Origin of the sequence: Helicobacter ganmani (assembly GCF_003364315.1) — a bacterium.
In the GTDB taxonomy this organism is placed as follows: Bacteria; Campylobacterota; Campylobacteria; order Campylobacterales; family Helicobacteraceae; genus Helicobacter_D; species Helicobacter_D ganmani.
The window spans coordinates 1-4,596 of the sequence record NZ_NXLS01000018.1 but is presented as its reverse complement, the minus strand read 5'-3'; the positions used below and the strand labels follow the sequence as shown (position 1 = coordinate 4,596).

Here is a 4,596-nt window from a genome sequence, read left to right as displayed (position 1 = left end):
TGTTCTTACACAACTCATTGTTAAAGCCTAAAATAAGTAATAACTACAATCACGCAAATAACCAAGATTGTTTTAATGGATTTACATTCATTAAGGCAGTGGCGTTAAAGAATACAAAGTCAGTTAAGCTTGTAAAGGGCAAATGGTGGATGCCTTGGGTAGTAGAGGCGATGAAGGACGTACTAGACTGCGATAAGCTATGGGGAGCTGTCAAGAAGCTTTGAGCCATAGATTTCCGAATGGGGCAACCCAATGTGTAGCAATACACATTACCTTAAATGGAGCGAACCTAGCGAAGTGAAACATCTCAGTAGCTAGAGGAAAAGAAATCAAACGAGATTCTCTTAGTAGCGGCGAGCGAACGGGGAAAAGGGCAAACCCAATGCTTGCATTGGGGGTTGAGGACTGCAATATCCACTGGAATACTCTAATAGAACATTTTGGAAAGAATAGCCATAGAGGGTGATAGTCCCGTATATGAAAGAGTATTTCTAGGTAGCAGTATCCAGAGTAGGTCAGGGCACGTGAAACCCGGACTGAAGCAGGGGAGACCACTCTCCAACCCTAAATACTACTACTACACCGATAGCGAACCAGTACCGTGAGGGAAAGGTGAAAAGAACCGCAGTGAGCGGAGTGAAATAGAACCTGAAACCATTTGCCTACAATCATTCAGAGCCCTATGATTTATCAGGGTGATGGACTGCCTTTTGCATAATGATCCTGCGAGTTGTGGTATCTGGCAAGGTTAAACCAATGTGAAGCCGTAGCGAAAGCGAGTCTTAATAGGGCGTTTTAGTCAGATGCTGCAGACCCGAAGCTGAGTGATCTATCCATGGCCAAGTTGAAAGTGGGGTAACACCCACCGGAGGACTGAACTCGTACCCATTGAAACGGGTTGGGATGAGCTGTGGATAGGGGTGAAAGGCCAATCAAACTCAGTGATAGCTGGTTCTCTTCGAAATATATTTAGGTATAGCCTCAAGTGATAGTAATAGGGGGTAGAGCTCTGATTGGGCTAGGGCTGCTCACCGCGGTACCAACCCCTGTCAAACTACGAATACCTATTACCGTATCTTGGGAGTCAGGCGGTGGGTGATAAAATCAATCGTCTAAAGGGGAACAACCCAGACTACCAACTAAGGTCCCAAAGTTCTATTCTAAGTGGAAAAAGATGTGGAGTTACTCAGACAACCAGGAGGTTGGCTTAGAAGCAGCCATCCTTTAAAGATAGCGTAACAGCTCACTGGTCTAGTGATTCTGCGCTGAAAATATAACGGGGCTAAGATAGACACCGAAGTTGTAGATTGTGCTGATGCACAGTGGTAGAAGAGCGTTCTATACAGCATTGAAGCCATACCGGTAAGGAGTGGTGGAGCGTATAGAAGTGAGCATGCAGGAATGAGTAGCGATAAAAGTGGTGGGAATCCACTTCGCCGAAAATCTAAGGTTTCCTACGCTATGCTCGTCATCGTAGGGTTAGTCGGGTCCTAAGACAAGTCCGAAAGGGGTAGTCGATGGAAAATTGGTTAATATTCCAATACCAATATTAGTGTGCGATGTGGGGACGCATAGGGTCAAGACAAGCTGACGGATAGAAGTGTCAGTCGAAAGGTGCAAGTTAGGAGATTGGAAAATCCGCTCCCGTATCCCAAACCCAACAGGCTCTTTGAAGTCTTCGGATGGAAAGGAGAATTGTTAAGATCGTCGTGCCAAGAAAAGCCTCTAAGTTTAGCTAATATTGCCCGTACCGCAAACCGACACAGGTAGATGAGATGAGTATTCTAAGGCGCGTGAAAGAACTCTCTTTAAGGAACTCTGCAAACTAACACCGTAAGTTCGCAATAAGGTGTGCCATAGCAATATGGTCTCAGCAAAGAGTCCCTCCCGACTGTTTACCAAAAACACAGCACTTTGCCAACTCGTAAGAGGAAGTATAAGGTGTGACGCCTGCCCGGTGTTCGAAGGTTAAGAGGATTAGTCAGTCGCAAGATGAAGCTATGAATTGAAGCCCGAATAAACGGCGGCCGTAACTATAACGGTCCTAAGGTAGCGAAATTCCTTGTCGGTTAAATACCGACCTGCATGAATGGCGTAACGAGATGGGAGCTGTCTCAAAGAGTGATTCAGTGAAATTGTAGTGGAGGTGAAAATTCCTCCTACCCGCGGCAAGACGGAAAGACCCCGTGGACCTTTACTACAGCTTGGCACTGCCGATGGGAACATTATGCGCAGCATAGGTGGGAGGCTTTGAAATCTTTACTCCGGTAGAGATGGAGCCATCGTTGAGATACCACCCTTAATGTTTCTGTCTGCTAACTAGCTAGAGTTATCCTCTAGTAGGACAATGCCTGGTGGGTAGTTTGACTGGGGCGGTCGCCTCCTAAAAAGTAACGGAGGCTTGCAAAGGTTGGCTCAAAATGGTTGGAAATCATTTGTAGAGTGTAATGGCATAAGCCAGCCTGACTGTAAGACAAACAAGTCAAGCAGAGACGAAAGTCGGTCATAGTGATCCGGTGATTCTGTGTGGAAGGGTCATCGCTCAAAGGATAAAAGGTACCCCGGGGATAACAGGCTGATCTCCCCCAAGAGCTCACATCGACGGGGAGGTTTGGCACCTCGATGTCGGCTCATCGCATCCTGGGGCTGGAGCAGGTCCCAAGGGTATGGCTGTTCGCCATTTAAAGCGGTACGCGAGCTGGGTTCAGAACGTCGTGAGACAGTTCGGTCCCTATCTGCCGTGGGCGTAGGAAAGTTGAGGAGATCTGTCCCTAGTACGAGAGGACCGGGATGGACATACCACTGGTGTAGCTGTTGTCCTGCTATGGGCATCGCAGCGTAGCTACGTATGGATGTGATAAACGCTGAAAGCATCTAAGCGTGAAGCCAACTCCAAGATGAACTTTCCCTGAAGGTCGCAGGAAGACTACCTGCTTGATAGGGTAGAGGTGTAAGCATAGTAATATGTTTAGCTGACTACTACTAATAGACCGATTGGCTTAAAATGACTTTTAAAGCCACTGCCTTAATGAGTGTAAGAACTCAAAAAGGAAAGAATCTAGTTTGTTTGCAAACATTGATGGTATTACTTAAAAATCTCTATTGATACTCTCTTAAGACTTCAAAAGAGAAAGATTGAAAAATCTAAAAAGATTTAAAAACTTTCGTGGAAACTTCAAGAGAAACCAAAAGAAAAGTTTTAAGAAAATAAAGCAAGAAAAAAAGTTCAAGATTCTTTATAGAATCCTTTAAAGACAATCTTAGAGCTAAGAGATTTTAAAAGATTTAGGCTTTTTACATTGTCATCTTCGTGCTGATAGAGAAGAGGTTCCACCTAGCTCCATTCCGAACCTAGCAGTTAAGCTCTTCTTCGCTGATGATACTGCTCTTTGCAAGAGTGGTAAAGTAGGACGGTGCGGAGATGAGAGTGTAAAGAATGAGTTTAGAATTATCTGCTTTTGCTATGTGTCCATAAAATCAAACGACTGCTTGCAACATTATGAAAATCTGTATCCATACTTCAAAACATTTTTAAGCAATTTGGCTTCATTTGTTTATCCTTATTCAAATAGTTATTTGCAAATAGTGTTTATTTGTCTTTATATTGTATTAGTTGTTGGTTTTATTGCTTGGATAACTTATTGGAATCCCAATTTTTATATTTGATTGATTGGGGGGGGGATAGGATTGGCTTGTTGGTTTTTGTTTGAGGATTGGTTAAAGAATATTACTACGTCGTTGTGATGCGTAGCAATCTAGAGTGTTAGTTCAAGAAAACTTCACAATGGAATTGGAATCGTAAAGGGAGAGATTCTTGCGGTATGGATTGCTTTGCGCGTTGCTCCTTGCAAGGACAGGAATACAATAATGTGATAGAAAACACAATGTTGGCTTAGGATTTGTCCTTTAAGTCTTGAAATATAAAAGCTAACAAGCAAAAATATTGAAGCATTCCAAACAATGTTCCCTTCTGTAACAATGGAATCTTTTTTAGCTTTTTTGTAAAGGAGATTTCAAGAATCTTTCTTTAATTTAGATACAATGAAAAACTTTTTACATTAAAAATAAGGAGAAAAAATGAGATTTTTAATTTTAGGATTCTTAATGGTTTCTTGGCTCTTTGGTGCAGTCAATCTCAATACTGCAAGTAAAGAAGAATTAATGAGTGTCAAAGGAATAGGGGAAGCAAAGGCGCAAGCAATTATAGAATATCGCTCCAATAAACCCTTTCAATCGGTTAGTGAATTAGGAAATGTGAAAGGATTTGGAAAGAAGACTTTAGAAAAACTCAAAGGAGAATTTATTGTAGAAGAATCTTTACCTGCAAAAGAATCTAAAAAGACAAAAGAGGGTGAAGGAAATAAGAGTAAGAAGGAGAGTAAAGAGTAAGAAAATTGGGGGGTATTCTTATATTTGTGTTTATTTATAAGTTATTTTACTCTTATTTTATTGGTTTTTTGCAAGAATAGGAGATTGTAAAAATAAATAAAAGCATATTATGGAATTGTAAAGATTGGCAGAATTCCTGTGGATTGTGCATTTGTATTGAGAGGGGTGCATTTTACATAAAATATTTGTAAAAGAATAAAACTCTAC

General features: G+C 41.8%; 1 protein-coding gene and 2 rRNA genes. All 3 read left to right on the top strand.

All coding sequences use genetic code 11. From position 1 onward, the window contains the following. Positions 1–122 precede the first annotated feature (122 nt). Positions 123–3,006 (top strand): 23S ribosomal RNA (locus CQA43_RS09290). A 300-nt stretch (positions 3,007–3,306) separates the two neighbouring features. Further along, a 5S ribosomal RNA gene (rrf, locus tag CQA43_RS09285) occupies positions 3,307–3,422 on the top strand. A 655-nt stretch (positions 3,423–4,077) separates the two neighbouring features. Next, positions 4,078–4,389, top strand: coding sequence for a ComEA family DNA-binding protein (locus CQA43_RS09280; protein WP_115552316.1), 312 nt, complete (start codon positions 4,078–4,080; stop codon positions 4,387–4,389). Positions 4,390–4,596 lie beyond the last annotated feature (207 nt).